Origin of the sequence: Paenibacillus sp. IHBB 10380 (assembly GCF_000949425.1) — a bacterium.
GTDB lineage: Bacteria > Bacillota > Bacilli > Paenibacillales > Paenibacillaceae > Paenibacillus_AQ.
In genome coordinates this window covers 854,230-879,261 of record NZ_CP010976.1, presented here as the reverse complement: position 1 = coordinate 879,261, position 25,032 = coordinate 854,230, and the positions used below count along the sequence as shown (strand labels likewise).

20 protein-coding genes are annotated in these 25,032 nt (G+C 42.1%); all 20 read right to left on the bottom strand.

The window, feature by feature from the left end; translation table 11 throughout:
* Nucleotides 1-157 precede the first annotated feature (157 nt).
* Nucleotides 158-1,279 (bottom strand): cell division protein FtsZ, encoded by a 1,122-nt coding sequence (ftsZ, locus tag UB51_RS03750; RefSeq protein ID WP_044876146.1) that lies wholly within the window; start codon nucleotides 1,277-1,279, stop codon nucleotides 158-160.
* Nucleotides 1,280-1,337: 58 nt separating this feature from the next.
* Nucleotides 1,338-2,603, bottom strand: a complete 1,266-nt coding sequence (gene ftsA / locus UB51_RS03745; RefSeq protein WP_044876145.1) for a cell division protein FtsA — start codon at nucleotides 2,601-2,603, stop codon at nucleotides 1,338-1,340.
* Nucleotides 2,604-2,887: 284 nt separating this feature from the next.
* Nucleotides 2,888-3,658, bottom strand: coding sequence for a cell division protein FtsQ/DivIB (locus tag UB51_RS03740; RefSeq protein ID WP_044876144.1), 771 nt, complete (start codon nucleotides 3,656-3,658; stop codon nucleotides 2,888-2,890).
* 60 nt (nucleotides 3,659-3,718) lie between these two features.
* Nucleotides 3,719-5,002 carry a UDP-N-acetylglucosamine 1-carboxyvinyltransferase gene (gene murA / locus UB51_RS03735; RefSeq protein ID WP_044876143.1) on the bottom strand — a complete coding sequence of 428 codons (1,284 nt, stop codon included), beginning with the start codon at nucleotides 5,000-5,002 and terminating at the stop codon, nucleotides 3,719-3,721.
* A 16-nt stretch (nucleotides 5,003-5,018) separates the two neighbouring features.
* Nucleotides 5,019-5,924 (bottom strand): UDP-N-acetylmuramate dehydrogenase, encoded by a 906-nt coding sequence (gene murB / locus UB51_RS03730; RefSeq protein ID WP_044876142.1) that lies wholly within the window; start codon nucleotides 5,922-5,924, stop codon nucleotides 5,019-5,021.
* A gap of 162 nt (nucleotides 5,925-6,086) precedes the next feature.
* A complete protein-coding gene (murG, locus tag UB51_RS03725) occupies nucleotides 6,087-7,196 on the bottom strand; it encodes an undecaprenyldiphospho-muramoylpentapeptide beta-N-acetylglucosaminyltransferase (RefSeq protein ID WP_044876141.1) in 1,110 nt (369 codons plus the stop codon).
* Nucleotides 7,197-7,201: 5 nt separating this feature from the next.
* Complete coding sequence (spoVE, locus tag UB51_RS03720) at nucleotides 7,202-8,299, bottom strand: stage V sporulation protein E (RefSeq protein ID WP_044876140.1); 1,098 nt, start codon at nucleotides 8,297-8,299, stop codon at nucleotides 7,202-7,204.
* A gap of 52 nt (nucleotides 8,300-8,351) precedes the next feature.
* The gene (murD, locus tag UB51_RS03715; protein ID WP_044876139.1) at nucleotides 8,352-9,773 is read right to left on the bottom strand and encodes a UDP-N-acetylmuramoyl-L-alanine--D-glutamate ligase; all 1,422 of its coding nucleotides are present in this window, start codon (nucleotides 9,771-9,773) and stop codon (nucleotides 8,352-8,354) included.
* Nucleotides 9,774-9,775: 2 nt separating this feature from the next.
* The gene (mraY, locus tag UB51_RS03710) at nucleotides 9,776-10,741 is read right to left on the bottom strand and encodes a phospho-N-acetylmuramoyl-pentapeptide-transferase (protein ID WP_044876138.1); all 966 of its coding nucleotides are present in this window, start codon (nucleotides 10,739-10,741) and stop codon (nucleotides 9,776-9,778) included.
* 29 nt (nucleotides 10,742-10,770) lie between these two features.
* A complete protein-coding gene (locus UB51_RS03705; RefSeq protein ID WP_324607774.1) occupies nucleotides 10,771-12,162 on the bottom strand; it encodes a UDP-N-acetylmuramoyl-tripeptide--D-alanyl-D-alanine ligase in 1,392 nt (463 codons plus the stop codon).
* Nucleotides 12,162-13,649, bottom strand: a complete 1,488-nt coding sequence (locus UB51_RS03700) for a UDP-N-acetylmuramoyl-L-alanyl-D-glutamate--2,6-diaminopimelate ligase (protein WP_044876136.1) — start codon at nucleotides 13,647-13,649, stop codon at nucleotides 12,162-12,164. The genes UB51_RS03705 and UB51_RS03700 overlap by 1 nt, the downstream gene beginning before the upstream one ends.
* Before the next feature lie 55 nt (nucleotides 13,650-13,704).
* Nucleotides 13,705-15,657 carry a stage V sporulation protein D gene (locus UB51_RS03695; protein ID WP_044876135.1) on the bottom strand — a complete coding sequence of 651 codons (1,953 nt, stop codon included), beginning with the start codon at nucleotides 15,655-15,657 and terminating at the stop codon, nucleotides 13,705-13,707.
* A gap of 103 nt (nucleotides 15,658-15,760) precedes the next feature.
* On the bottom strand, nucleotides 15,761-17,974 hold the full coding sequence (locus UB51_RS03690; protein WP_044876134.1) for a penicillin-binding transpeptidase domain-containing protein: 2,214 nt from the start codon (nucleotides 17,972-17,974) through the stop codon (nucleotides 15,761-15,763).
* Nucleotides 17,975-17,993: 19 nt separating this feature from the next.
* The gene (locus UB51_RS03685; RefSeq protein WP_044876133.1) at nucleotides 17,994-18,410 is read right to left on the bottom strand and encodes a hypothetical protein; all 417 of its coding nucleotides are present in this window, start codon (nucleotides 18,408-18,410) and stop codon (nucleotides 17,994-17,996) included.
* Between the two features lie 27 nt (nucleotides 18,411-18,437).
* Entirely contained in the window at nucleotides 18,438-19,388 is a 951-nt protein-coding gene (rsmH, locus tag UB51_RS03680) for a 16S rRNA (cytosine(1402)-N(4))-methyltransferase RsmH (protein WP_044876132.1), read from the bottom strand.
* Nucleotides 19,389-19,404: 16 nt separating this feature from the next.
* A complete protein-coding gene (gene mraZ / locus UB51_RS03675; protein WP_044876131.1) occupies nucleotides 19,405-19,842 on the bottom strand; it encodes a division/cell wall cluster transcriptional repressor MraZ in 438 nt (145 codons plus the stop codon).
* Nucleotides 19,843-20,028: 186 nt separating this feature from the next.
* On the bottom strand, nucleotides 20,029-21,297 hold the full coding sequence (locus tag UB51_RS03670; protein ID WP_044876130.1) for an adenosylhomocysteinase: 1,269 nt from the start codon (nucleotides 21,295-21,297) through the stop codon (nucleotides 20,029-20,031).
* A 23-nt stretch (nucleotides 21,298-21,320) separates the two neighbouring features.
* Nucleotides 21,321-22,952, bottom strand: a complete 1,632-nt coding sequence (bshC, locus tag UB51_RS03665; RefSeq protein WP_044876129.1) for a bacillithiol biosynthesis cysteine-adding enzyme BshC — start codon at nucleotides 22,950-22,952, stop codon at nucleotides 21,321-21,323.
* A gap of 154 nt (nucleotides 22,953-23,106) precedes the next feature.
* Nucleotides 23,107-24,030, bottom strand: a complete 924-nt coding sequence (locus tag UB51_RS03660; protein WP_044876128.1) for an ABC transporter ATP-binding protein — start codon at nucleotides 24,028-24,030, stop codon at nucleotides 23,107-23,109.
* A complete protein-coding gene (locus tag UB51_RS03655) occupies nucleotides 24,027-25,022 on the bottom strand; it encodes an ABC transporter ATP-binding protein (RefSeq protein WP_044876127.1) in 996 nt (331 codons plus the stop codon). The genes UB51_RS03660 and UB51_RS03655 overlap by 4 nt, the downstream gene beginning before the upstream one ends.
* Nucleotides 25,023-25,032: the final 10 nt, after the last annotated feature.

Below are 25,032 nucleotides of genomic sequence, written 5' to 3'. Positions count from 1 at the left end.
AAACAAGAAGATACGACCGTCCTTAAAGGGACAGTAATCGTTTCTCTTAGAAATTTAAGCATAGTATATTGAAACTTATACTTTCTTATATTTAAAAAAAGCCCGTTATTTCTTTAGAAAGAAATAACGGGCTTTTTTTTTGAACTATATAGGAAAGTTAATCGTTGTTCTGACGGGAACGATTTCGCAAGAAGGTCGGAATATCCAACTGTTCATTGCTTGGCTGATTACCAAAAGGTCGTAAATTGTTACTACGATTGTCTGTTGGTTCAGTCTCAGGCGTTCCTGCTCCTGGTTTACGAATTGGCATATGTTGCGTGGATGGCTTATGCTCAAATCCAGTAGCAATCACCGTCACCTTAATCTCTTCCTTCATATCTTCTTCAATGATAGCACCAAAGATCATATTCACATCCGGATCAGAAGCTGAAGTGACAATCTCTGCAGCCTCATTCACTTCATACAGAGATAAATTAGAACCCCCTGTAATATTCATGATAACACCCCGAGCTCCTTCGATAGAAGTCTCAAGTAGTGGACTCATAATTGCCTTACGTGCTGCTTCTGCTGCACGGTTCTCACCTGAAGCTAATCCGATACCCATTAAAGCAGATCCGCGCTCAGTCATGATCGTCTTAACGTCTGCAAAGTCAAGGTTGATAAGACCTGGAACTGCAATGAGGTCAGATATGCCTTGAACTGCTTGACGAAGAACATTATCTGCTTCACGGAATGCTTCCAGCATAGGTGTCTTCTTATCTACAATTTCCAACAAACGATCATTTGGAATAACGATTAAAGTGTCAACTTTTTCTTTCAGAGCTTCAATTCCTAGTTCTGCTTGTGAGAAACGTTTACGACCTTCAAACGTAAAAGGACGTGTAACCACTCCGACTGTTAACGCTCCACACTCTCTAGCAATCTCAGCAATGACAGGAGCTGCACCCGTACCTGTACCGCCACCCATTCCTGCAGTAACGAATACCATATCGGCACCCTTCAATGTGTTCGAGATCAAGTCACGAGACTCTTCCGCTGCTTTCTTTCCTACCTCAGGATTGGCACCAGCTCCGAGACCTCTTGTAAGCTTGTCTCCAATTTGTAATTTGTGTTCTGATTTAGCCATATGCAAGGCTTGAGCGTCGGTATTTACAGTAATGAATTCTACACCCTGTACACCATTCTCGATCATTCGGTTTACAGCATTACTGCCTCCACCCCCTACACCAATCACTTTTATTTGGGCTAAACTCTCCATTTCAAAGTCAAATTCCAACATACTATTCCATCTCCCCCTCTTTGTGCATGGATGGTCCGTTCACTCTTATATGAACACCTTATATAAATTCACTGAACATGTTTTTGACGCGTTCTACCAAACCTGGTTTTTGGGGCTTCCCTTGATTGGACGCAGGATTTGCTTTATTGTTGCGGTTTGGTGGTTTTTTATTGCTCACAGTAGTATTACTACGCACACGGATATTCCGTATCACATTGTAGAGTATACCAACACCACTAGTGAATCCTGGATCTCTGACCCCGATATAATCCGGCACAGCAATACGGACAGAAGCAGCAAGTTCAACTTGTGCTACCTGCAGAACTCCAGGCATAGATACCGTACCTCCCGTTAGTATATAACCTCCAGGAAGCTCACTGTAACCTAGACGTTTCACTTCTTGATGAAGGAGATGGAATATTTCTTGGATTCGAGGCTCAATAATGGCAGCCAAATCCTGCTGTGTGAATTCCTTTTCTACGTTGCTACCAATGCGAGTTACTTTAAATATAACATCTGGAGCAGCATCCTCAATGACAGCACATCCATATTTCAACTTCACTTTCTCAGCTTGATCAGTCAACGTCCGTAATCCATAGGCAATATCGTTAGTTACGTACTCCCCTCCAATAGGAAGTGTAGAATTCGCTACCATCGTTCCGCCTTCAAAGATAGCAATACTCGTCGTTCCTGCACCGATATCTACAAGAACAGAACCCATCGTTTTCTCATCCTTGGATAAAGCCATTTGTCCAGCACCCAATGACATCAAGACCAAATCTTTGATCTTCAGACCCGATTTCTCTACACAACGCAAAAGATTATGTATAGCTGTCTTAGCGCCGGTAATGATGATGGCTTCTACTTCTAGACGGACACCAATCATACCCCGTGGATCTTGAATCCCTTCGAGACCGTCTACTACGTACTGTTTAGCAAACACATCAATAATTTCCCGATCTGGAGGGAGTGCGACAACTTCTGCCGCTTTAAGCACACGTTCAATATCTTCTTCCCCGATTTCCCGATCCTCGTTCGACACAGCCACAACTCCGTGGCTAGATTGAAGTCCAATATGATTCCCAGAAATGCCGACATATACTTCAGATATTTGAATACCGACCATACGTTCCGCATGTTCAACTGCACTACGGATGGATTGTACGGTATGATCAATATCTACAATTGCGCCTTTGCGTATTCCCTCTGAGTCGGCAGATCCAACTCCAATAATATTAAAGGTTCCATTATTCACTTCCCCAATAATAGCACGAACTTTGGATGTACCGATGTCCAAACTAACAATGATGTCATTGTTGCTCAACTGTGGCACCTCCTGTTTTATCGTAATGACTAACAAATTTAAGAATAAACAACTACGGCATCAAACCGCTTGTTTACCGTTAGAAAAATGGATAGGTATGACTTCAAAATCACTTTCAAGTTTGTTTGAAAATACACTTTGTACCTATTCAACAACCTTCTAAACTTTCCCTCTTTTTTCAACATTTTTTTTAATATTAGCGTTGATTTTCTACTAGTATAAAATTCATATAAATAAAAAAAGGAGAACGCGCTTACTCATAATTTTCATTGTAGCATTATTTGTTATTCATTAGTAGTACCTTCCTCATCTAACACTTCACTTTTTACAGAAGGAAATGATTCATAAGTATCTGCTTCAAGCATCGTGATGAGGCCAGCTTCTTGCGTTTCAATCACTTGATTGAGATATTCCACTTTGTCACTAAGTAATGATATTGCCGTAATCACTTCAAATCCAGACCTAGTATAGATCTTGATTCTATCTGAAAAAGATGTAGTAGGTGATGGAATGATTTCGGAAATATCAGAAGTTAATTGATTAGGGATTTGCCCTAGTACTTGACTTAGCTTTATTTTGTTAGGATCATCAGGGCTCCATTGGGTCAATATAGGCTTCTCTACTGCAATACCACTACTCCCGACCGAAACTAGTGCTCCATTCGATAGAATAGCTTCAAGAACACCATCTTTTCCTAATTCATAGGCCACTGTTGGATATTCCTCAATTTGCACATGAATTGTCCCAGGAAACTGCTTGTCCACTTTAACTAATTTAATTGAATTAATTCCCTCCAAGCGTTCTGTCAATGTAGATGTAGACAATCCAAAAAACTGATCTCCCACCGCAACCTTACCTTGTTGAAGTAATTGATCACGAGAGGTGAATGTATTTCCCTGAAAATTAATTTCAGAAATTTGGCTTATAGGAGAACGAAAAAAAAGTACAGCAAGCAACGCGATAAAAAGAAACATCAAAATGATAATAATTTTGCGGCTTGTTTTCATTTTTTTTGGTTTTTTTTCTTTCAAAACTGGAATATGCGATCGTGTCATAGCAACTCTCCATAAAATGCCCCTTATCCCCTCCTCGTATCGAAGGGGATAATCAGGACTTTAATTGGCCAAATCTAACTGTTTGAGTACCGGAGTATGCCTTTGAATATCGGCCCCTAATTTCTGGAACAACTTTTCAATATGATCGTATCCTCGGTCAATGTGGTGCACCTGCTCCACAACGGTTTTACCCTGTGCAGCTAAACCTGCAATAACAAGAGCCGCACCGGCTCTTAAATCAGTAGCTTCTACGGTTGCACCATACAACCTTTTAACACCTCTTATGAAAGCACAATTGAGGTCTACGGAAATGTCAGCTCCCATTACTGCGAGCTCATTGACATGCTTAAAGCGTCCTTCAAATACCGTTTCTTTCATACAGCTTAATCCATCAGCCAAAGATAGTAGGACCATGACTTGAGATTGCAGATCTGTAGGAAAAGATGGATAAGGTGAAGTAATAATCCGCTCTACCGCTTTAGGACGGCTCATGCAGCTAATGTTCATTATATCATTGCAGACACCAATTTGAACACCAGCCCGCTTGAGAACATGAATAAGAGAGGTTAGGTGAGCTGGATTACAATGCGTTAGTGTTACACAACCACGTGTCACCGCTGCAGCGATCATAACAGTACCCGCAACAATCCGATCCGGAATCACTTCATAACTACAGGGAAATAATTGAGTAACTCCTTGAATAGTTATCGTATCTGTTCCTGCACCGATAATGTTAGCTCCCATCTGATTCAGGAAATTCTGAAGGTCCTGTATCTCAGGTTCTCTCGCAGCATTGGTAATGGTCGTAGTTCCTTCAGCCCTTGCTGCGGCCATCATAATATTCTCGGTTGCACCTACACTCGGAAAGTCCATATGGACATCCGCTCCTATAAGCTTGCTAGCTTTGCAATGGATTTGACCATCTACTTCTTGAATCTCAGCCCCTAGAGCTTTTAATCCTTGCAAATGAAGGTCAATTTTCCGTTCTCCGATCGCACAACCACCCGGTTGATAAATGTTCACTTCCCCGAAACGGGAAAGTAAAGGCCCCATTAGAAAAATGGATGATCGCATCTGCTTCATTAAATCATCCGGTACATGAAACGAATTGGCGGACGCCGTATCCACAATAACTTCCTCTTGTTCATGCCGTGTTTGACAACCAAGCCGATTCAGAATATTCAACATAACTTCAATGTCCAATAAATGTGGAACATTCGTCAAATGAACTTCACCATCAGCTAGCAAACTTGCCGCTAATATAGGCAGTGCGGCATTCTTTGCTCCATGGATACGTACGGTTCCTGATAGAGATTTGCCTCCCTCAATCACCAATTTGTCCAATGTATCACCTCCGAGTTTACCGCTCACCCATTACGAATACTTCAGGTACCAACGAGATACCCTGCTCAGAATAAATTTTTTCCTGAATTTCGTGCATGAGGGCGAGCACGTCCTCTGCTGTAGCTTGACCAGTGTTTACAATGAAATTGGCATGCTGCACGGATACTTCTGCTCCACCAACACCATAACCCTTAAGATTAGCAGCCTCAATGAGTCTGGCTGCATGATCGCCTGGCGGATTACGGAACACACTGCCTGCACAAGGCAGTTGCAGTGGTTGCGTACGACGACGTCGATCTTTGTAAGATGCCATAGTCTCCGCTATCTCCGTACGCACGCCATGGTTAAGCTCAAATGTAGCTTCCACTACAATTCCCTTGCGCTCATGTAGAATAGAATGACGATATTCAAAAGTCATATCCTCAGCAGCATAAGACACCATTTCACCTGTATTTAGTACAATCTCAGCGGACTTAAATATGCGTGACACATCAGACCCATGGGCTCCGGCATTCATGTATACGGCTCCACCGACAGAACCGGGAATGCCCGCTGCGAACTCCAAACCAGTTAATCCTCGCTTACCTGCCATAATGCTCAATTTCACAAAAGAGCACCCACCACCCGCAGTTACAACATCCTCCTGAAAATTAGCATATTCCAGATCAGAGCCCAGCTTGATGACTGCACCACGAATTCCTTTATCAGACACAAGCATATTGGAGCCGCGGCCAATCTGCATCCAGGGAATCTCCTGTTGATGAAGTAGCGTAATAAGTTCCTGTAGCTGTTCTCTGGTTTTAGGAATGATCAGAGCATCGGCAGGTCCACCGATTCTCCATGTTGTATGTCTAGCGAGTGGTTCATTCAGGTAAATATCCCCGACGTTTAACTCCGATAATAGCGATATCCATTGCTGCAACGTAAAGACCTCCTTAACTTCAAACCGAATAATGCCATCTCTCAGTGAATTAGGAGAAGATTTGCGTTCCTAGTGCGATAATGCCGTGTCCTTGGGCGATTGTCACGATTATAAGATATCTTATGTCATCGTACATAGGTGTGTGACAATCGGCACTGTCTTTTAAACTCTTCTTGACAAACTCCGCATTTCTTCAACGATTAAATTAGCGGAATCCGGTTTGCCTAGCATGCGAGATGACTCAGACATCGCTCTATGAACGTCCAAATTCCCCATAATACCTGCGATGGACTGAAAAAGCTGATTTCCTGTTAATTCTTTTTCTACAATCACTTGGGCCGCTCCCACCTTCTCCAACTGCCTAGCGTTAGCCTCTTGATGATTATTGGTTACGTTAGGAGAAGGAATAAGAATAGAAGGTATTCCCAGTGAATTAATTTCTGCCAAGAATGAAGCTCCCGCACGATTAACGATTAAGGAAGTAGCCGCAAGCACTTCAGGCATATTATGCACATAAGGAAGTACGTGAAGATAATTCGGCATACTCCCAAGCTTACTACGGATCTCCTCACGTGTTACATCAAAATAAGAATCTCCCGTGACATATACGAAATGGATATGCTTTAATGTATCCAAAAGAGGAGCCATTTGAATCATAGCTTCATTAATTGCTTTAGCTCCACGGCTGCCCCCTACAATAAGTACTACTGAGCTATCCATAGGAATACCTAACGTAGCGAATCCTCTGTCTCTATTGGCTGAATGCACAATTGTAGCTCTAGGATTACCTGTATAAATAACACGCTTTGCTTTAGGAAAAAACGATTCTGAATTAGGGAAACTTACCGCAACCGTACTAACATATCGGCTTAGAAAAGCATTCGTAAGTCCTGGAATCGCATTCTGCTCATGAATGATTGTCGGAATACCCAATCTAGCAGCAGCATATACAACAGGACCACATACATAGCCTCCTGTGCCTACCACGATATCCGGCTTGAATGTAGATAAAAAACGTTTGGATATTTTAACACCCTTTACAAAGCGGATCACAGTCTTAACATTCTCCAATGATAATTTCCGTCGAAAGCCCGAAATATCGATAGATTCGAAAGGAATATTCTCCTGAGGGATCAATTTGCTCTCTAATCCACGCTGTCCACCAATATATAAGAATTGTGAATTCATTTCTTCTTGTTCACATTGTCTTGCTATAGCAAGGGCTGGATAGATATGTCCCCCAGTTCCGCCACCAGTTAGAACGATACGCATGCTGTTCACCTCGCATAACGGGATAAATTTAGTAGAATACCAAGAGCTGTCAGCATGAGCGTCAGTGAAGATCCTCCATAACTAATTAAAGGTAGCGTGATGCCCGTCACTGGCATTAAACCAATAACAACTCCAATATTAATGATAACTTGAACAGCAACCATTCCTGCAATACCTACGGCAAGCAAGCTACCAAAACCATTCTGTATTGTCATGGCGATACGCATACCACGCCACACTAGAATTAGAAACAATAAGAGCACGATCAATCCGCCAACAAACCCGAGTTCCTCAGCTAATATGGAGAAAATAAAGTCTGTTTGTGGTTCTGGCACATAGCTATATTTTTGCCTACTCATACCAAGCCCCAGCCCTCCGAGACCTCCAGGACCAACAGCATATAGAGATTGAATAATCTGATAACCTGCCCCTAGAGGGTCTGACCACGGATCAAGGAATGCTGTAATTCTAAGCAAGCGATAAGGTGCTGCGATAATTAATCCTGCAAACCCTACAACACCAGCTAAACCAAACAATGCCAAATGCTTAAGCTTCGCACCTGCTGTAAATACAATCATAAGTGAAGCACCTAACATAACCGTGCCCGTACCCAAATCTGGCTGTAACATAATAAGTCCGAAAGCTGTACCAATTAGACCTAAGGGAGGTAACAGCCCTTTTGTAAAAGAAGTAATATCAAATTGCTCATGACTAAGCCATTTCGCTAGAAATAGAATCATCCCTAACTTCATGAATTCTGAAGGTTGAATACCAAAGGAACTGATTCCAAGCCAACTTCGAGCTCCACCCCGAACATTACCGATCCCTGGAATAAGGACAATAATGAGGAGGACAAAGCACACCAACAGTCCAATTTTCGCATACTTATGCCAAAAATGATAATCTACATTAGCTGTTATAAACATGGAAATGAGTCCTAATCCTGCAAATAACAACTGACGCTTAACGAAATAGTATGAATCTCCATAGTCATGAAAGCCAAGTACAGAGCCAGCGCTATAGACCATAACAATTCCAATCGTGAGCAAACCCAAAATACATATAAGGAGCCATAAATCTGGCGCCGGGCGTGTCTTATTCATGATGAGGCCACCTCTTGCGTTAAAGTAGGGGCTTATCCACACACCCCCCTACTTAAAGATTATGCACCGCCTCTTTAAAAATGCGTCCACGCTCTTCATACGAAGCAAACATATCCCAACTAGCACAAGCAGGAGACAGAAGAACAGTATCCCCATCATCCGCAAAGGCAGCTGCTTCTTTCACAGCTTGTATAAGTGTGGTGGCGGCGTCCTCATCAGTATCGACGATAGAAATTTTCTTTAATCCCGCAAGTTCCGCTACTTTAGCTATTTTTTCCTTGGTCTCCCCAAGTAACACTACAGCCTTAACACGTTCACTAAGAACGTCCAAAAGCTCCATATAATCAGAACCACGGTCTAGCCCCCCTGCAATCAGCACAATCGGACTATTGAAAGAAGTTAGAGCCATGGTCGTTGCTTTCGAATTCGTTGCTTTGGAGTTGTTGTAATAAGCCACTTTCTTCATATTCTTCACAAACTCTAATCGGTGTTCGACACCACGGAAAGAAGAAAGAGGAGCCGTCAATTGTTGTATTTCGACACCTGCTGCTATAGCGATAGCACAAGCTGCCAATGCATTCTCCACATTGAATCGCCCTGGAATACCAATTTCCTCTACATGAATGATCTGATGAACCGTTCCCGCCCCATCCCGATACACAATATGACGTGACAACGCGTCTTCAGTATTCATAATAAAAGGTGGGCAAACATACACACCTTCTACTAATTCTTCATTCATGGAAATGGGTAAAATGGTTGCTTTAACATACGGCACGAGACTACGACAGTATGGATCATCCCAGTTAAGGATAGCGATATCCTCTTCTGTCTGATTAGCAAACATATTTGCTTTAGAAGACACATAGTCTTCCATGCCTCCATGATAATCTAGATGTGTCTCTGCTACATTCAACAGACACCCTATACGAGGGCGAAATTGCTGCGTTCCTTTTAATTGAAAGCTACTTAGTTCAACTACCATCCAATTGTCCTCTGTGGCTTCTAGAGCCGCTTCACAAAGCGGAGTCCCAATGTTTCCAGCCACAATAGGAGATAATCCAGCAGCTTCAAGAATATTACCAACCCAAGTCGTAGTTGTTGTTTTACCATTAGAGCCTGTTATGCCAATAATGGGAGCTTGGCATAGATAATAGGCAATCTCAACTTCTGTCACAACCTCAATGCCTAATTCCATTGCTTGTTGCACAGGAGGAACTGAATAAGGGATTCCTGGATTTTTGACGACTAGCGAAATCTCATCATGAATAAGGTCATCGGGATGACCTCCGTAAATAACACAAATTCCCAAAGCCTCTAATTCAGATGCTTCGGGACATTCTTCTTTTTCCTTACGATCATTGACGGTCACCAAAGCCCCTAGCTCATGTAACACTTTGGCGACTTGAACTCCACTTCTAGCGAGGCCAAGAACGATGACTTTTTTTCCTCTGTATGACTCTAGTTGATCCATAATTACAACCCCTTGTTAATATAAAGTCCAAGACCTGCAAGCACTAGACCTACAGCCCAGAACGTAATGACTACACGCCATTCCGACCATCCACTAAGTTCAAAGTGATGATGAATCGGACTCATTTTGAAAATACGTTTACCTCGAGTCTTAAATGAAGCCACCTGTAAAACAACGGAAAGCATCTCAATAACAAATACTCCACCAATAATAAGGAACAATAATTCACTCTTCGTAACAATCGCAATCCCTGCAATAGCACCACCAATACCGAGTGATCCTGTATCTCCCATAAAAACTTTCGCAGGATGTGCATTAAATACAAGAAACCCTAGTACAGCCCCGATCATCGCTGCCGCACAAAAAGCGGCAGGAAGCGATGTGGCTTGCATAGCAACCACAGCGAACGCTCCTAAAGCAATTGCACTTACCCCAGATAACAACCCATCCAATCCATCCGTGAAATTGACAGCGTTACTAATAGCCAACAACATAATCACAATAAAAGGATAATAGAAAAAACCGCCCCAATCCCATGAAAATGATGTGCCTGGAATACTGATCGAGGTATCATGACCATTTTGAAATAATAAATAACAGATCACAGCGGAACAAAGTAATTGTCCCAATAATTTCTGACGTGCCGTTAATCCTAAGGAACGCTTGAATACCACTTTAATATAGTCATCTAGAAAACCAATCAATCCAAATCCAAGTGTTGCAACCAATAAAACATAGAAATCTGTATTGATAACAGAAAATTTCAAATAAGACAACGTAAATGCTAATAATATGACTACTCCACCCATTGTTGGAGTGCCTGATTTTTTCAAATGGCTTTGTGGACCATCATCTCGAACCTGTTGTCCAAACTTCATACGCCGTAGCAAGGGTATGAGTAATGGTGCGGATATAACCGCAAGAATAAAAGATACACCGATTGTAAGTAATAATAATTGAATATCCATGGATTCACCCCTTCATGACGTCACATCTGCTAAAATTTCTCTTTTAGTGCATCCACTACTTCTTCCAGCTTCATTCCACGCGAAGCTTTAAAAAGTACTATATCTCTAGGTTGAAGATTCTCCTCAAGGTGACTAATGAGTTCCTTCTTATCTTCAAATGCATATACGCTGGATTCCGGTAAATGGACTTTCGCTGCTTCTGCTGTATAAGCGGACAAAGGACCATATGTATACAGCAAATTCACTTTGTCTGCGGTCAGATAGCTACCTATTTCGGCATGAAATTCATTCTCTTGCAACCCAAGCTCAAGCATGTCCCCAAGCACTGCAATTTTTGTACGATACCCCTTCATACTTTGAAGTACATCGATAGCCGCTTTCATCGAAGATGGGCTAGCATTATAAGCATCATTCAGAATCGTTAACCCCGTAGGCAATACAACCTGCTCTATACGCATGGCTGTTAAGCGTAAATGAGATAACCCTTTATGAATGTTCTCCTCTGTTACGTTGAAATGACGAGCCACTGCAAGCGCTGCTAAGCAGTTCACGACGTTGTGTCTTCCAAGTAATGGCAAATCAATCCCTTGCTCCTTATGCACATTTGTTGTGAATATAACGCCCTTATTGTGATTCAGCATTCCCATAGGATATTCATCATTATCTGGATTAATACCAAAAGTCCACGTCTTCATGTTGATTGGTTTAATCGTAGTCGATTCTGCTAGCACTTCCGAAATCAACGGCTCATCACCATTATATATAAGCAGACCTTCAGACTTTAGTCCGCTGGAAATTTCCGCTTTAGCTCGGGCAATTTCCTCCCGTGATCCTAACTGTAGTAAGTGCGCTTCACCAATATTCGTTATAACAGCTACATCTGGACCTGCAATAGCAGCAAGAAATTCGATCTCATGGCGTGCATTCATTCCCATTTCAAGAACGATAATATCTACATCCATATCCATGGCAAGAATAGTGAGCGGAAGACCAATATGGTTATTGTAGTTCCCAACCGTTTTATGCACCTTATACGTTGTTTCCAGTAGAGCCGCTATCATATCTTTTGTCGTTGTCTTACCGTTACTACCCGTAATGCCAACAACCTTACTACCCACTTCACGTAAATAGGCTTTGGATAGCTTTTGTAAAGCTTCTAAAGTATCATCCACTTCGATAATGGCCCCTTCGGGAGGCGTACCCCGATCACGCTGCCATAAAGCTCCACCAGCTCCTGTACGCAAGCCTTCTGCCACAAAAGCATGCCCATCGTAGTTTTCACCGACTATTGGAATGAATAGACATCCCTCTGACATATGACGTGAATCTCGGATCACTCCGTGAATCACTGTGTCTTCATTCTGTTTATTTACGAGATTTCCCCCGCACATCACAGCTACTTCTCCCAACGTTTTTCTAATCACAGTATTAGGCCCCTTATCGCTTCTTTGGCGACGATACGATCATCAAATTCATGAATCGTCTGTCCAATCAATTGGTAGGTCTCATGACCTTTCCCCGCAATCAATACTACATCGTCAGGGCTTGCCATTTCAATAGCCTTTTGGATTGCTGTTCTCCGGTCTATAATCATTTGATATTTATCCTGAGGTATCTGATCTTCCAGAAGTCCCGCTTCGATATCCTTCAATATCAATTCTGGATCTTCTGTCCGAGGATTATCTGAAGTTACGAATACAATGTCACTATACTTCGCAGCAATCTTGCCCATAATAGGTCTCTTCGTTTTATCACGATCTCCACCACAACCAAATACAGTCAATACACGACCTTGTGCAAATTCCTTAACCGTCTTCAATACATTCTCAAGTCCATCTGGACTGTGCGCATAGTCAACGATAACAGCAAAGGGTTGCCCTGCATCAACGGATTCAACACGTCCATCGACACCCGAAATAGACTCAAGACTACGTTTTATTTGCTCTAGACCCACTCCTTCTAATAGAGCAGCTGCAATCGCGCCTAATGCGTTATACACGTTAAATTTACCAACCATTTTTAGTTGAATCTCTGTACTTCCCTTGAAAGAATCAACATGGAAATATGTACCCTGTGCAGTAATAGATATTTGAGTAGCACGTACATCTGCCCCTTCTTCCAAACCGTAGGTAATGACTTCAGCTGCCGTAATTTGGGCAAAATAATTCGAAGCAGGATCATCCGCATTAAGTACAACATATTTACGCTTATCAGGTTTACTAATGAAGGTGTTGCCCATACGAGAGAACAGCAGGCCTTTTACTGAACGGTATTCCTCCATCGTCTTATGATAATCCAGATGATCTTGGGTCAGGTTTGTAAAAATAGCTGTTCTGAAATCTGTCCCTTTCACTCTCCCCTGCTCTAAAGCATGTGAGGATACCTCCATGACACAGCAACGGGTGCCACTAGCTGCCATATCATGCAACGACCGTTGTAAATCTAACGCTTCTGGTGTTGTTCCTGACATTGGGAATGTACGTCCACCATAGCGCATTTGAATGGTTCCGATGAGTCCGGTCCTTACGCCATGATCATTCATAATTTTCTCAATAAGATAGGTCGTTGTCGTCTTCCCGTTCGTTCCTGTTACTCCGATCACCTTCAATTGGCTACTTGGAGATCCGAGAAAGGCATTAGCAAACACAGCCATTGCATATCTACAATCATTAACGATGACCTGAGGCAATTCTACATCTAGCTGTCTCTCTACAACAAGTGCAGAAGCACCTCGCTCCACCGCTTGTGATGCATAATCATGTCCATCAACGGTATGACCGGGTAAACAGATGAATAAATCACCCGGAGTTACCTTCCGAGAATCAATCTGGATGCCAGACACTGTAATATCCCCACTACCCACAATCTGTTTAACTGCTATCGATGAAGCCAATTCATTAAGTCTCATTAGTAATCCCTCGCTCTATTTCAATTATCGTCAATTATAACGAATATTAGGCACGCTAAGGTGCCTTATTTACATCTTCATCTGCCTCAGAACTACCCATATAAATCCGAATCGTTGACCCTCGTTCCACCCTACTCCCCGCCTTAGGAGCTTGACTTACTACATTCTTTCCGCTCCCTGACTTAGTCAGCATGAAATTCATATTCAAATCCTCATATAGATCCTGTACCGTAGCACCTACTAAATCAGGTACTGTAACAATGGGTGTTTCACCATATTTGTATTCTTTCGTCAGCTGATCCTTGCGCACTGGAACATTCATATAATGCAATGAATCTTCTAGTATATTTTGTACAATGGGTGCAGCAACTACACCTCCAAATTGAATACCTTTAGGGTTATCTACAGCGGTATACACAACAATCTGAGGATTATCAGCTGGTGCAAACCCAATAAAAGATACGATATGCTCTGTCGAAGAGTATCGCCCGTTAACCACAATCTGTGCAGTACCTGTCTTTCCGCCTACTCGATATCCATCGATAAAAGCAGGGCGCCCCGTCCCCTTAGCTACAACACTTTCTAGAGCTTCTCTAACCTTCTTAGATGTTTCTTCTGAAATGACTTGTCTCACAAGCTCAGGTTTCATTTCTTCAACCGTAGCACCCGTCTCAGAATTAATCCAAGCCTTAGAGACATATGGCTTATACAATTTACCACCATTTATAGCAGCGGACACAGCGGCTACCTGCTGAATCGGTGTAACAGATACACCTTGCCCGAATGAAGTCGTAGCTAACTCTACAGGTCCTACTCGTGATAACTTAAATAATATACCATTCTCTTCTCCATTAAGGTCAATTCCTGTCTTCGTGCCGAAGCCGAAATCACGAATATATTTAAAGAGTGATTCTTTCCCAAGCTTCTGCCCTAGCACTACAAATCCAGGATTACAAGAGTTCTCTACCACTTCAAGAAATGTTTCACTACCATGTCCACCCCTTTTCCAGCATTTCAGGGTAGCACCCCCTACTTTGATATAACCTGGATCAAAAAAGGTATCCCGCTTTAAATCCACTTTTCCTTCCTGAAGAGCAGCAGCTAATGTAATGATCTTAAAAGTTGAACCTGGTTCATATGTCATCCATATCGGTAAGTTCCGGTTGTAGACCTCAGAAGCATATTCTTGGTATTTACCAGGCTCATATCCAGGGCGACTTGCCATGGCTAGGATCTCACCTGTCTGAGGATTCATTGCAATGGACCAACTACCGCGTGCTTGAAACTGTACCATAGCTTGATCCAATTCACGTTCCATGATTGACTGAATAGATTTGTCGATCGTAAGCTGTAGATTCAATCCATCTTTAGGTTCAACATACCTCTCAGATGAACCAGGCATTAGCCTGCCCGCAGCATCAGAAAGGTAGGAGATACTACCGTTCATACCTAATAGTCTATCGTTATGCTTTTTCTCGACTCCTGTTATTCCTTGATTGTCAATTCCCGTGAACCCTAATATGTGTGCAGCCAGATCCCCATATGGATAATATCTTTTGTTATCTTCTGCAACAACAATGCCGGGTAAATCCAGATCTCGAATTTTCTGAGCGAGATCCATTGTAATTTTGCGACCACCTGGCTGTAATTTTTCAATCATAGAGCCTTTTTTAGTAATGACCTTTAATATTTTTTCTTGCGTCATCCCAAGCAAAGGGGACAATGCCTGCGCTGCGACCTCTGGTTCTTTAACCTGAACTGGAATGGCCATGATGGTTGGAGTACTGATATTAAAGGTTAGAGGTGTTCCGTTTCGATCAAGAATTTCTCCTCTTTTAGCTGAATAAGGAATGTTCCTTCTCCATGAATCCTCTGCTTTAGCAGAAAGTTCACTACCTAATCCCAGCTGTACATAAGCCAGCCTTATGATCAAAGCACCGAATAGCACACAAAAGAACAGCAAGCTCCACAGTAGCCTCCGTCTAAGTGTTAAATTTGAAACTTTCATTATACACCCTCCCAACTTGTCCTGAGCTCATGACATTGTTGTTATCATGAGTATTCAGGACAGCTAGGGGATAGAACAAGCTATTCACTAAAACACCAACAAGCTATTGATCTACTTCCTCTTCCTTATGCGAAGCCATCTCATCAGCAGGTGAGAGATTCAATAGAACTTTACGTTTATTACCTTCTTTTATCTCCTTTTGTTCAGTAACGAACCCTTCACCTTCTACGCTAGCTGTCAATTTCATTAAAGTCAACACTTGTAGTGCATCTCTCAAAGATTCTCCCTTCAAATCAGGGACTTTCATTCGATCATTCTCTTCGGTTAGAAGATAAATTCGCTGACCTGAGCTCATGACCGAGCCTTTGGCCGGGTATTGATTTATAACTGTTTTGCCTTTACCCAGCGTCTCAAAAGCGATTCCAGTATTTAGAAGCTCTTTCTTGGCTTTGACAATGGCTTTCCCTTGCATGTTTGGTGTCGTATAGCTTACTGATCCCGATGCACCCTTATCATTCGGTTGCTTTTCCTTGGTTTGCTCACTTGTTACTAACTTCGGGACATTCATGTACTGTAAAGATTGAGATACTATTTTCTTGAAGACGGGGGCCGCAGCTTTTCCCCCACCCACTGTACCATCCATAGGTTCATCCATGATGACGATGACTGCAATTTTAGGATCATTTACTGGAGCAAATCCAGAGAAAGAAATAATTTGCTTCGTTTTGCTATATTCATTATTCACCCATTTAAGAGCGGTTCCTGTCTTACCTGCAACACGATAACCTTCAATGTAAGCATTTCTTCCTGTACCCATAACCTGATCTGATACTACCTGTTCAAGATAGCCACTTGATTCTTTAGCTGATTCAGCAGAAATGACTTGCCGAGTCATTTCCGGGAGAACCTTCTTCGACTCTCCTGTATTAGGATCATTAATTTCTTTAACGATATGTGGCTTCATTAATTTCCCACCATTAGCAACTGCGGCAATGGCAGTGATCTGTTGAATAGGAGTGACTTGAACACCGTAACCGTATGAAGCTGTAGCAACTTCAACGGGCCCTGGCAGATTAATTGCGCGTGCAGTCTCTCCTGGTAGTTCTATTCCCGTTCTCTGACCAAATCCAAAATCTGTAATATATTTCAATAATCTTTCCTTCCCTAGCATTTCCGAACCTAGCTTAATAAAAGCTACGTTACTCGAATGCTTCACCCCATCAAGATAAGAAATGGTCCCCCATCCTGAACGCACAACATCATAAAGTTTCTGTTTCGTTCCTTGAACTGTTATTTGACCTGAAACGTATGTGGCATTAGGATTGAATAATTTCTCCTGAACAGCACCCGCAAGAGTAACAATTTTGAATGTAGAACCAGGTTCATACAGTGATTTAACAGCATGGTTAGTGAAATTCTCAGCCTCTGGCGTTTCCCAGTACGTATTCGGATCATAGGTTGGTAAATTGGCCATACCCAATATTTCCATCGTATTCGGATCGGCTGCAATGACCGTCATACTGACCGGCTTGTATTTCTCATAGGCCTCTTTCATGGCTTCCTCAATATAATACTGGATCGTAGAGTCAATTGTCAGTTGAACATTTTTACCATTGACAGCCGGAACATAGACCTCGTCTGAATTAGGAAGCTTGTCTAATTGCCCATCACTCTTGTAATTGCTAGAGCCCGGCGTTCCCTTGAGTATCTCGTCATGGAATGCTTCAAAGCCAGCAACAGCTTTGCCATCACGATCTGTGTACCCAAGAATATGGGCTGCTAAGCTGTTCTTAGGATAGATTCGCTTCTTCTGACTAAGCGTACCGATCCCTGCATCTGCAACTTTTCCTTTATCCTTCAGTTTTTTCTTCATTACTTTCACTAATGCATCAATTTGGTCCTTCTTATCCTGATTAACCATCAAGCCTTCGGGCCGAACTTCACGACTTGTTAAATACTCTTCCCCTTTATCATCCTTAGCGGTAACGAGTGCGCGTAGTTCATCTTCTGGCTTTCCTAGAATTTTATTTAGTTCTGTAACCACTTCATCCTCGATCCCATTCTCTTGAATAACTTTCGGATTAACAGTTACCGTATACGCTGGTGCATCAATGGCTAAGGCATCACCTTTCCGGTCAGTAATGGTTCCACGAGTAGCCGCAATGACCTTTTCCCTGGACCAGCTTCCCACAGCCTTTTCATGCCAAAAGTCTCCCTTTACAACTTGAATCCAAAATATTTTAGTAATTAAAACAACAAAGAGGAGGGTTATGCATCCTCCTATAAACAGTGTACGAAGTTTTATTTTTTTTACCATATATCAACCCTCACAGACACTATTTTTGTGCTGAATCTACATCCGATATTTCTTTCTCAGGGGTGATCGTAGTACGAGGCACATAAACCGTTTCATGCTCAGATGGCTCCACGTATCCGTCTTTGATTGCAGTAGCTAGAATTGAATTCTTCAATGTTTCCCTCTTCACTTCCATTTGTGTCGATAACAGTTGATTTTTCCTAATTTCAACACTAAGCTTCTCACTTTGTTTATTTAGATCATAGATATTCGCATAGCGTGAAATGACAAGACCTGCCACAGCAACACATACAACAACAGTTAACAAATACAGCATCTTCTCTTTCATAGGAAGAGGTGCACGTCGTGTGATTACTTTTGTCTGCTCGCGATATCCTGGAGATACGCGTTCTATCGGTTTAGGTTTAACTGCTAAATTCCCCCGCGTATAAGCCATTGTACTTCTCTCACTCCTTATCATGTTCTACAGTTTCTCCGCGATTCTCAATTTGGCTGAGCGTGCACGTGAGTTCTGTTCCAATTCCAATTCACTAGGAACCAATGGCTTACGGTTCACAAGTTTCATTTGCCCATTACCCCCACATACACACATAGGGAAATCAGTTGGACAGGTACATTTCTCTAAATAACTCGCCAATATTTGTTTACAAATTCTATCTTCCAATGAGTGGAAGGTAATTACTGATACTCTTCCGCCTGGTGCCAAGCACCGCACAGCCTGGTGAAGCCCTTCTTCAAATGCGCCGAGCTCATCATTCACTGCAATTCGCAAAGCTTGGAAACTCCGTTTCGCAGGATGTCCACCTGTTCTACGGGCAGCCGCTGGAATTCCCTCTTTAATGATTTCGACCAATTCACCTGTTGTTTTAATAGGCTCCTTGGTCCGGCGCTCTACAATGATCTTAGCGATTCGCCGAGAGAATTTCTCCTCACCATACATAAACAATATTTTGGCAATTTCCTGTTCTGACCATTCATTAATAATCTCAGCAGCCGTTAGCTTAGCAGATTGATCCATTCGCATATCTAACGGAGCATCGTGATTGTAGCTAAATCCTCGGTCGCCTTCATCAAACTGTGGGGATGATACCCCAAGATCGAATAATATTCCGTCTACCTGGGGAACCCCGTCCTTCTGCGGGACAGCGAGATCCTTCAAAGCTTCTTCCAAGTATCGAAAGTTTGTCTTAACCAATGATATTCGATCACTGTAAGGAGATAGCAGTTCCTTTGCATGGTCTAATGCCCAATCGTCTTGATCGAGCCCAATTAATCTTCCATATTCTCCAAGCTTAGATGCGATCAATGAGCTATGACCTGCGCCACCCAGAGTACAGTCGACATAAATGCCATCTCTTTTGATGCGCAGCCCCTCTGTCGCTTCTTCTTTAAGCACCGTGATGTGATGAAACAAGCTGCAGCCCTCCAGACTATAAATCAAAGTTTAAATCGACTAATTTTTCAGCAATATCATTAAATGTTTGTTCGGATTGTTGAAAATACTCATTCCACATATTTTTGCTCCAAATTTCCATTCGGTTCGATACGCCTAACACAATACAATCCTTCTCAAGCTTAGCATATTCCCGCAAATTCCCCGGTAGATTTACCCTACCCTGTTTGTCCCATTCACATTCAGTTGCACCCGAGAAAAAAAACCGGGTAAACGCACGTGCATCAGATTTCATCAAAGATAGAGATTTGAGCTTCTGTTCCATAATAGCCCATTCTTCCTTAGGGTACGCAAATAGGCATTGGTCCAAACCGCGGGTAACAACGAATGAGGTTCCCAAAAGGTCGCGGAATTTAACCGGGATAATAATCCGGCCCTTGTCATCAATGCTATGTTGATATTCCCCCATAAACATTGGCCCACTCACTCCTTTAACCTAACTCCCCCACTTTACACCACTTTCCACCACTAATAATATTAAATTCGCCATTTATGTTCAATATCCTTTTTATATAACCATTCTTTTTTTGGTAATAAATAACAAGAGCCCCTCGAATGGAATCGAGGAGCTCTTTATCGTAACTGTTCATTGTCGCAATAATTAGTTTGTATCCCAACTCTTCACATATAATGCCTGTTCTTCACTTAGGGTGTCTATGCTTATTCCAAGACTCTCAAGCTTAAACTGTGCTACTTGTTCATCCAACTCATAGGGTACGTTAATGACATGAGACCCAAGTTCGCGATAATTATCATTCACATATTTCAGTGACATAGCCTGTAGTGCAAAGGTCATATCCATAATTTCTGCCGGATGACCATCTCCAGCACCTAGGTTTACGAGACGCCCTTCAGCAATTAGATACATCTTACGGCCATCATTGAAATGATATTCCTCAATATTACGGCGTACAGTTCGAACAGATTGAGACCGACTTAAAAGTTCAGGCTTGTTCACTTCAACATCGAAATGACCTGCATTCGCAAGAATAGCCCCGTCCTTCATTACATCATAATGCACACCTGTTATAACATCTCGGTTACCTGTAACCGTAACGAAGAAGTCTCCCAGCTTAGCAGCCTCGACCATAGACATCACTTGGAAACCATCCATGTGCGCTTCTACAGCCTTAATGGCATTAACTTCAGTCACAATTACTTTAGCTCCTAAGCCCTTCGCTCTCATTGCGACACCTTTACCGCACCAACCATATCCTACAACGACAACCGTTTTGCCCGCAACTACCAAGTTTGTCGTACGGTTGATAGCATCAAATACAGATTGTCCGGTACCATAACGATTATCAAATAAATATTTACAATAGGCATCATTCACAGCAACCATTGGCAATTTAAGCATGTTATCGTTATCCATTGCTTTCAGACGCAATATACCCGTTGTTGTCTCTTCTGCTCCGCCTCTGAGATTCTCAAGAAGGTCTGGACGTTCTGAATGCAGAATGGTCACTAAATCGCCACCATCATCAATGATAAGATCAGGCTTAATTTCAAGTAATTTAATTAGCATCTCTTTGAACTCTTTAGGCTCAGGATTATGTCGTGCCAACACAGTGATACCATCTTCCACTAATGCCGCGCACACATCATCTTGTGTAGACAAAGGATTACTGCCTGCAATAGTAACTTCTGCTCCACCTGCCTGTACAACTTTTGCTAAATAAGCCGTTTTGGCTTCCAAATGAAGTGAAATAGCCACTTTCAACCCTTTAAATGGTTGCTCAGCTTCGAATTGTTTACGAATTCGATTCAATACAGGCATATGAGCCTCTGCCCAATCAATCTTCAAATGTCCGTCAGGTGCCAACCCCATATCTTTAACGATACTGCCATTTAATGTCCTAGCATTCATATTACTCCTCCTATAAACTCATCCTATAAATATATTATCCGATGCCCCCCTGAATAATCAACAGATATTTCCATAATATTACGGATAAAGGATACACCGTAACGATTTGCATAATAAAATAGATTGTAGACTCTTTCCTGTGGTTGGCCTAAGGGGAACAATAGCGTTTCTATTCTATCCCATTGACGTAATGTCGCTTCATGCCTCTGTTCTAATGCTTCTTTCGCTTTTCTTTCCATATAAGTGATCTGATCTAGAATCTTGGACTTATTGTTCTCCCCAATCGTTATAAGACCCGCTTGTAAATCTCCTAGCTGCTGAATCAAGGGTTCATAAAGTTGTTCAAAAGCTTTCCTAGTAGCCTCAAATTGCGTATCTATATGCACCGTATCCTGCTCAGAGAGCCATTGATTTCGGCGCTCTTGAAGATGATGCTGTACATCTTGAAACGATAATCCATACTTATCCATATACTTATGCTGTGTTCCTTCTATCATTGTAAAGGACATTCGCGGCAATAGAATAGGCATCTCTAAGCCAAGCACTTCAAAGGCTTGACGTGTAATCGCCCAGTAAGATATTTCTCCCTGACCCAACACACTTCCAAGTACCGGGAATAAAGAATCCTGCATGAGGGGTCTGGTTAGCACATTGTTACTGAAGCGCTCAGGATGGCTGTGTAGCATATCTAAAAGTTGTTCACGTGTAAAAGCTACCAGACCTTTACGATCCATGAATCGGTCTTCTACTCGTGTCAGGAGTAGTCTATTGCCTTCATGAATGTAAAATAAATTAGCCCCATCCTCTGCCACATCTGCTTGTAATTCATAACCAAGAGACGTAATTTGACCTGCTGAAACCTGATATGCCCGTCCCAATTCTTCATTCTTCTCAATCATGGATTGAAATACCGTTTGTTCTAATTTACGTAGTTCTGGATCAGCTGAATCTAGTAAGACAAGACCATATTGTCCAAACAACTCACCCATCAATTTCGCGAAAGCATCACTTAAATTATTTGAACTCTCTGTCGCTTGTCTGATTATGGATACAATATCAGCTTTAAACTCACTATCTTGAAGCGTAGCGATAACCATGTTAATGGCACGGGCCCATTCTTTATCTGAGACGGGAGTCTGACTAACGGAAGACCTGGTCTGCTTATGCTTATCCATTCTAATCTTCGTTAAGTTCATATCTCCTGTAAGTAAGTAGGTGTGGTTCACCTCGTCCCAATCATGGTCCTCTCCTGCTATCCAAAATATAGGAACTACAGAACGTTTCAAACGCTTCTCCGCTTCTCTTGCTGCTTGTATAATGGTGATAGCCTTATACACAACTAACATCGAACCGGTAAATAGTCCACTTTGTTGGCCACCAACTATAACAAGGGCTCCAGGTTTCTCCAGTTTATCAAGTGATGTATGTACAGCATTATGGGCATTGTGCTTCCCATTATATTCTCTCAATATTTCAACCAAGTCATGGCGATCAACTCGTCTGTCTTCAGTATCATCAAGCCACTGTGCCCGTTCAATCCAAGTTGTCTCATGGTGATAATCTTTACCATACAAACTTTCAACCTTCTCGTAATGGTTAATATAATCATTTGCCAGAGCCGACCCACTTTTTAACGGATCTATAACCACATTCATGAGGTCTGCCTCCCATTCTGTTACAATTAAAATTACATTCTAAAATTCTTTCTTGATTGTAACCAATATGTTCTCATCAGTCAAAGGGAGTTAGGTCCTCCTGCCAACTTAAAAAAGCCGTCGAATTTACCCGACGGCTTATCTATATAACAAATCATTCGTAAGGCATTGCAACCCAATGTCCTTTAGATACTTCGACTAGCTTAGGCTCTATTCTATTCCCTGAACTATCTTTACCTGAGAATATCGGACCTGACTTATCGTCAGGCATAATAATACGCTTTTTATTAGCTTCAATCTCAGGATCTGGAACTGGAATAGCAGACAGTAGTGTTTTGGTATAAGGATGAATTGGATTATTGTATAGTTCTTCACTATCCGCTAACTCAACCATCTTCCCAAGATACATCACAGCAACTCTATCACTAATATGCTTAACCATAGACAAATCGTGGGCAATGAATAAATAAGTCAATCCCATTCGATTCTGTAGATCCTTAAGCAGATTCACGACTTGTGCCTGAATTGACACGTCAAGGGCTGAGATCGGTTCATCACAAATGATGAATTTCGGATTCACAGCAAGTGAACGAGCGATCCCAATACGTTGACGTTGACCACCAGAGAATTCATGTGGATAACGAGTGGCATGATCAGAATTAAGCCCTACGGTATCAAGTAGCTCTTCAATACGCTTTTTCCGCTCTTTCCGGCTTCCAGCTAAATTATGAATATCTAAAGCTTCACCGATAATATCAGATACTGTAAAGCGCGGATTTAGCGATGCATAAGGATCTTGGAATATCATCTGCATATCGCGGCGCATAGCTTTCATTTTACTCGGAGAGAGCTTATAGATATCTGTACCATTAAATTTTACGCTACCACCACTAGGTTCATATAACCGAAGAATGGTACGACCTGCGGTAGATTTACCACAGCCTGATTCTCCTACTAATCCTAGTGTTTCACCTTCACGAATGGAAAAGTTAATGTCATCAACAGCTTTGACTACATTTCCATTACCCACATTAAAATATTTCTTAAGACCACTTACTTCTATCAATGGTTGACTCATGATATTTGTCCCTCCTGCGCCATGGGATGCAGATTCCAGCATCTTGCCATATGTGTTTCACTAAACACAGTAGCACTCGGATCAATACTTTCACATACTCTCATCGCCTGATCGCAACGTGCACAGAACGGACAACCTAGAGGAGGTTTAATAAGATCGGGTGGCGTACCGATGATAGGAATCAATGGCTCATTCTTCTTTTGATCTAGACGTGGCATCGAACGTAAAAGACCCTTCGTATATGGATGCTGAGGGTTCTTAAATATCTCCCATTTCGTACCCGTCTCTACTACTTCGCCTGCGTACATAACAATGACTTTATCGCACATGCCTGCTACAACACCAAGGTCATGTGTAATAAGAATGATAGAGGTACCTAGACGTTGCTGCATCTCTTTCATGACATCTAGAATTTGAGCCTGGATCGTTACATCCAAAGCCGTTGTAGGTTCGTCGGCAATAAGAAGTGCCGGACGACAGGCTAAGGCAATAGCAATCATCGCACGCTGACGCATACCGCCAGAGAATTCGTGTGGATATTGATTGAAGCGAGCCTCCGCATTTTTGATACCTACGATCTTAAGCATCTCAATACCTTGCTTTTCAGCTTCACTCCAGGACATTTTCTGATGCTTAATCAAAACTTCAGTAATTTGTTTACCTACTTTAATCGTAGGATTCAAAGAAGTCATAGGATCTTGAAATATCATTCCAATATCTTTCCCACGTATCGCTTCCATCTCACTGTTCGTCTTTTCTAATAAATTCTGCCCTTGAAAAATGATTTCACCTTGCTTGATATGAGAAGGCGGAGTAGGAATCAGGCGCATAATCGTCTGAGCGGTAACACTTTTACCGCTACCGGATTCTCCGACAATTGCAACCGTCTCACCCTTACCAATGTCAAAGTTCATACCGCGTACAGCCTGAACTTCTCCGCCTTTTACATGAAATGATACGTGTAGGTCTTTCACTTGTAAAATAGGCTCCATGGTTCCACCT

Bases quoted from the DNA above. Each gene is read 5' to 3' on its own strand.
- ftsZ (WP_044876146.1), bottom strand. From the start codon at position 1,279: ATGTTGGAATTTGACTTTGAAATGGAGAGTTTAGCCCAAATAAAAGTG.
- UB51_RS03740 (WP_044876144.1), bottom strand. From the start codon at position 3,658: ATGACACGATCGCATATTCCAGTTTTGAAAGAAAAAAAACCAAAAAAA.
- murG (WP_044876141.1), bottom strand. From the start codon at position 7,196: ATGCGTATCGTTCTAACTGGTGGCGGAACTGGGGGACATATCTATCCA.
- spoVE (WP_044876140.1), bottom strand. From the start codon at position 8,299: ATGAATAAGACACGCCCGGCGCCAGATTTATGGCTCCTTATATGTATT.
- murD (WP_044876139.1), bottom strand. From the start codon at position 9,773: ATGGATCAACTAGAGTCATACAGAGGAAAAAAAGTCATCGTTCTTGGC.
- mraY (WP_044876138.1), bottom strand. From the start codon at position 10,741: ATGGATATTCAATTATTATTACTTACAATCGGTGTATCTTTTATTCTT.
- UB51_RS03700 (WP_044876136.1), bottom strand. From the start codon at position 13,649: ATGAGACTTAATGAATTGGCTTCATCGATAGCAGTTAAACAGATTGTG.
- UB51_RS03695 (WP_044876135.1), bottom strand. From the start codon at position 15,657: ATGAAAGTTTCAAATTTAACACTTAGACGGAGGCTACTGTGGAGCTTG.
- UB51_RS03690 (WP_044876134.1), bottom strand. From the start codon at position 17,974: ATGGTAAAAAAAATAAAACTTCGTACACTGTTTATAGGAGGATGCATA.
- UB51_RS03685 (WP_044876133.1), bottom strand. From the start codon at position 18,410: ATGGCTTATACGCGGGGGAATTTAGCAGTTAAACCTAAACCGATAGAA.
- mraZ (WP_044876131.1), bottom strand. From the start codon at position 19,842: ATGTTTATGGGGGAATATCAACATAGCATTGATGACAAGGGCCGGATT.
- UB51_RS03670 (WP_044876130.1), bottom strand. From the start codon at position 21,297: ATGAATGCTAGGACATTAAATGGCAGTATCGTTAAAGATATGGGGTTG.
- bshC (WP_044876129.1), bottom strand. From the start codon at position 22,952: ATGAATGTGGTTATAGATCCGTTAAAAAGTGGGTCGGCTCTGGCAAAT.
- UB51_RS03660 (WP_044876128.1), bottom strand. From the start codon at position 24,030: ATGAGTCAACCATTGATAGAAGTAAGTGGTCTTAAGAAATATTTTAAT.
- UB51_RS03655 (WP_044876127.1), bottom strand. From the start codon at position 25,022: ATGGAGCCTATTTTACAAGTGAAAGACCTACACGTATCATTTCATGTA.